The organism is Mycobacterium sp. TH-M25 (assembly GCF_057473665.1).
Genome location: NZ_JBYCLA010000268.1, coordinates 1 through 3,975 on the forward strand (window position 1 = coordinate 1; position 3,975 = coordinate 3,975).

The window sequence follows — 3,975 nt, forward strand, 5'->3', positions numbered from 1 at the left end:
GCGAACTTCCTTCGGGGACATCGCGATCCGCAGTAGCCGACCGGTCGTCCGGTCGTCCGGTCGGCGGGAGTGTAGCAGGTTCAGCTGCATCACCACGGGCAACCGTGATCGGGCCGAACGGCTGACCGAGATCGACGCGGAGGCCAGGTGGGCGGCCAAGAACGCGCAGTTGATCTGTGCACCGGTTGTGGGTTGTTGAGGAGTACTGGGCTTTCGTTGGCGGCGGCGCGTGTCGCGGCAGGTCCAGTTCCTTTGCTTGGCGCTCATTACTCGGCGACGAAGTCGGAATATGCATGCAGGTGGTGTGCTTACAGGTGCGACTTCAGCGTGTTGTCGGCACCTCATCATCGTAGAACAGACCCTGGCAGGCGGTGATCGCTAGGTCTGTGCGGACAGACCAAGATTCAGGTTCGCCTTGATGGTCAGCAGCGCCGGGCCGGACAGCGCTTGTTGCTACGCCGAAGGTGCCAACAGGTCGTTGAGCAGCGAGTTGGCGACATCGCAAATTTCTTGGAGGTAGCGGTAGGCGTCTTGGCTGGGGCTCAGATCGTTGGGCGGCCAGAGCAGTTCGTGTCGTCCTCTGGTCAGACCAACCAAGCGTTGATGGCCGGCAACGGCGTTGAGTCGCACCAGGTACCCAGCCCCGTCGGTGTGGCCGTGGACGTTGAGTTCGATGCCGGGATCGCCGACCAGCACGCCGGCACTGAGCGCCCGATAGACCAAGTCCGACAAGGCCGACCCGGCGCAGTCATCAGCAGGGTTGGGGAGGTCGCGTTCCAACCCATCGCCTTCGGCGGCCATCCAGCGGGTGAACGCGTCGTCGTCGATGCGGAACGCGATCGGAGTGCCGTTGACAGTAATAGCGAAGGATGCTGCACCGTCAACAGTGTGGGTAGTTATGAGCATTATCACCTCTACTTTGGGCGATATCGAGGGTCTTTAGACTGAGCGCGCGACGCTTCGCACAGGATGAGTCCATTTTTGTAGGTGTTGGGCGCGTGATCGCCTGGGCGCCAGGCTATTCAGGCAAGGTGTTGGAGTGAACCGGCTTCGATATGCCAATCTCCTTGCAATGGCCACAATGTCGCGATCTCGAGTCGAGGTTGAATTGTCCGGCTCCTCAGCGCCCCCGTTCCGGGCCGCATCGTCGCCAGGCTAGACATAACGGTGCGGCATTATCGAGTCACATCGCGACGTCTTGCCGTCTCTTTTTACTGCTCATTCAGTCACGTATGCGGGTCTCGTTAAGTCTCGTTTCGATAGGGCCGCCGCGGCTACCTCAGATGCCGCTGAGTCTTGCGTCGCACATGGGTCGATGCCGCGGTCAACGGCAGCGTCTTGCAGTGCCGTGCCGCCTATTTGCTCACTCCGTGACTTCGTCGAGCGGGATCGGCCTGTCGAACTGGGTGCGGCTAGTGAGGGCCTCGTAGACCCGCCGGGGCTCACCCAACGTAACCTCGGCCAAGTCGATATTTTGGGTCGACTGAGGGTCCACACGCACCCATCGCCATGGTTCGGCGACCACTTGGGTGTCATTGATAAAGCCTGTGTAGTAACCATCGAGGATGGTTTCGCCGGGCAGCACCGCAAGGTGTAGCGAACCGTAGAAGTAATGGTCATTGCAGTTGCGGAAATATCCCATCAAGTGGCGGCCAAACAACCGTGCGTTGGTCTCGGTTTCGTGCCCGTGAGAGTGGCCTTCGGCACGGGGCGCCGGCGGATAATTCCTCGACTTCGTGCCGCGGCTCGTTGCGGTCACTGACGACAGGTCGATATGACATTGCCGGGTGCCTCCTAAAAGGTAACCCGTGACCCATAGGCCTCCCAGGATGGCGGGGGCAAGGGCGGGAGCGACCGGCGACAGCACATGGTCGTCATCCTTAGCTGGCGACTGGTTCTGATGTTCGTCATGGTCAAACAACTCCTTTGCTGTCCAGCCAGGAAACATCTGCTCCAGCACTGCGCAGTGATATGGCCGTGGGAGGCTGTCGACCTGGCCTCCGACCCATCGGTAATACTGTGCCTTCGTTGGGGGCGTCGCGGGTCGCGGCAAGTCCAGTTCTTTTGCCCGCCGCTCGTATTCGGCGACGAAATCGCCATAAGCATGCAGGTGGCGGTCCTGTAGCAGAGCCTTCAACGCGTTGCCCATATGTCAACCGTAGAGTATTTGCCCTCATGTCAAACATAGAGCCATAAGACCGGATGCGACTGCATGCGACTCGAATGAGCACGAAAGTACGCACCAGAGTGCCTTTCCGCTCGGCACGTCCACCTATAGCGTCGAGCAGATGGGTGCCACCACGGTCTTCAAGGACTACGCCAGCGTCTATGCAGCATGGTCGGCAAAGAATCCAGCCAACCGCGATTACGACCGCCCGACGGTTCTGCGCCTCATCGGTGACATCGACGGCAAGCGCGTGTTGGAGCTCGGATGCGCTGCGGGTGCCCTCACCGCTCTCCTCGTGGACCGCGGGGCCGATGTTCACGCCATCGATGCGGAGCCACAGATGATCGAGCTCGCCCGCCAGCGCCTGGGAAACAAGGCCCGCTTCGAAGTAGCAGATCTTGAGCAGCCGCTGAATCTCGCCGCGCCCAGCAGCATCGACGTCGTCGTCGCATCGCTGGTCCTGCACTATGTTCGGGATTGGGCGACCCTGCTTGATGAGCTGCACCGCTGCCTGGTCCCCGGGGGTGTGCTGGTCTGCTCGCTACACCACCCAATCAACGCGTGGCTGTTGTCTGATCGAACCGACTATCACCGTGTCGAGCTGGTAAACCAGGAATGGGATTGGGACGGGCTATCCGTGACGGCCAAGCCCTACCGTCGGTCCTTGTCGGCGATCTTCGGAGAACTACGGCGAGCAGGCTTCGCTATCGACGCCGTGGAAGAACCACAGATCCCAGCCAGTCCGGACATTGACCCGGACCTGCTACACATGCTGAACACGCAGCCGTTCTTTCTGTTCGTGCGAGCTATCCGCGCCGTCTGAATTCGACTCGTTCTCCCGCCATCCCTACGAACAAGCGCGAAAAGCACCGCCCTGGATCAGGATCAACAGGCCGATACCAATCAAGACCCCCGGTAAGACAATGTGGTCCCAGCGAGCAAGCGATCCAGCGACGAGCGGGCGAGACGCCACGTATCTGGCCAGCAGGCAACAGACTGCTATACCGACTAAGAAGATCACCATAAAAACTGAGATGCCCGCCACGCTCTCCACCGCGAATATCGGTACATAGACACCGATATTGTCACCGCCGTTGGCAACGGTAACCGCGGCGACATGAGAGACGCTTGGGCCGCGATTGCCGTCGGTACCGATCGCCGGGAATGCCTCGCTGCCGGCGGGTGTTCGGCGTTCCCGCCATACCCGAAATCCCGCATGCAATCCCAAGATGATCGGAACGAATCCGAAGTACGTCAACACCTCCTGTGATAGCAGCGTTTCACCGACTAGTGCCGTGGCCACTGAGACCGCAAGCAGCGCTATGAAGCCCAAGTACTGTCCCGCGACAATGCGGACGGCTGTTCCTCGGTGGGCGTCAGCCTGACCAAAGAACACGGCAAGCATGACCAAGTCATCAACGTTTGTGGCCGCGAACGTGCCGACTGCCCCAGCGACGGTACCGAGAATCACTGTGTCCCCTTACAACCGAAGCGGCGGCCATGAGCAGACTAACTGGCGACATGTGAGGCGTATGTTGTTGGTTGCCGTCAGTTCGCGAGCGGAGTAGCCGGGATCAGCAGACGTGACGACGAATGGACCGTATTCAGGCTGCTGGTGCCGACGCTGGCGTGACGGAAGTTCATGATTGCTGGCGTCGACGGGTCCTGGTCATCGCTGCTTAGCACCAGTCGAATGCGGTGGCCGGCCTTGAATCGTCGAGCGTTGGGAACCAACGGGATTCGATAGACGACGTCCTCGCCCAACGGTACTGCGTGTGGGTTCCGACACGGCAATATCGGTGCGCCGG

General features: G+C 60.4%; 5 protein-coding genes and 1 pseudogene. 2 read left to right on the plus strand and 4 right to left on the minus strand.

Annotated elements, in window-relative coordinates; translation table 11 throughout:
* Window positions 1-199: hypothetical protein (locus AC2VOU_RS09155; protein ID WP_486957096.1), on the plus strand; the 199-nt coding region annotated here is incomplete at its 5' end.
* Between the two features lie 254 nt (window positions 200-453).
* Here the strand turns inward: AC2VOU_RS09155 and AC2VOU_RS09160 are convergent.
* Together AC2VOU_RS09160 and AC2VOU_RS09165 are read right to left on the minus strand one after the other, a co-directional pair.
* Entirely contained in the window at window positions 454-906 is a 453-nt protein-coding gene (locus tag AC2VOU_RS09160) for a hypothetical protein (protein ID WP_486957097.1), read from the minus strand.
* 457 nt (window positions 907-1,363) lie between these two features.
* Complete coding sequence (locus tag AC2VOU_RS09165) at window positions 1,364-2,149, minus strand: hypothetical protein (RefSeq protein ID WP_047315221.1); 786 nt, start codon at window positions 2,147-2,149, stop codon at window positions 1,364-1,366.
* Window positions 2,150-2,288: 139 nt separating this feature from the next.
* On the opposite strand from AC2VOU_RS09165, the gene AC2VOU_RS09170 reads away from it, so the two are divergent.
* A complete protein-coding gene (locus AC2VOU_RS09170) occupies window positions 2,289-2,990 on the plus strand; it encodes a class I SAM-dependent methyltransferase (RefSeq protein WP_486957098.1) in 702 nt (233 codons plus the stop codon).
* Window positions 2,991-3,014: 24 nt separating this feature from the next.
* On the opposite strand, the gene AC2VOU_RS09175 is transcribed toward AC2VOU_RS09170, so the two are convergent.
* Window positions 3,015-3,638 carry a cadmium resistance transporter gene (locus tag AC2VOU_RS09175; RefSeq protein ID WP_486957099.1) on the minus strand — a complete coding sequence of 208 codons (624 nt, stop codon included), beginning with the start codon at window positions 3,636-3,638 and terminating at the stop codon, window positions 3,015-3,017.
* 77 nt (window positions 3,639-3,715) lie between these two features.
* A pseudogene (locus AC2VOU_RS09180) lies at window positions 3,716-3,975 on the minus strand (CocE/NonD family hydrolase); the annotation flags it as partial.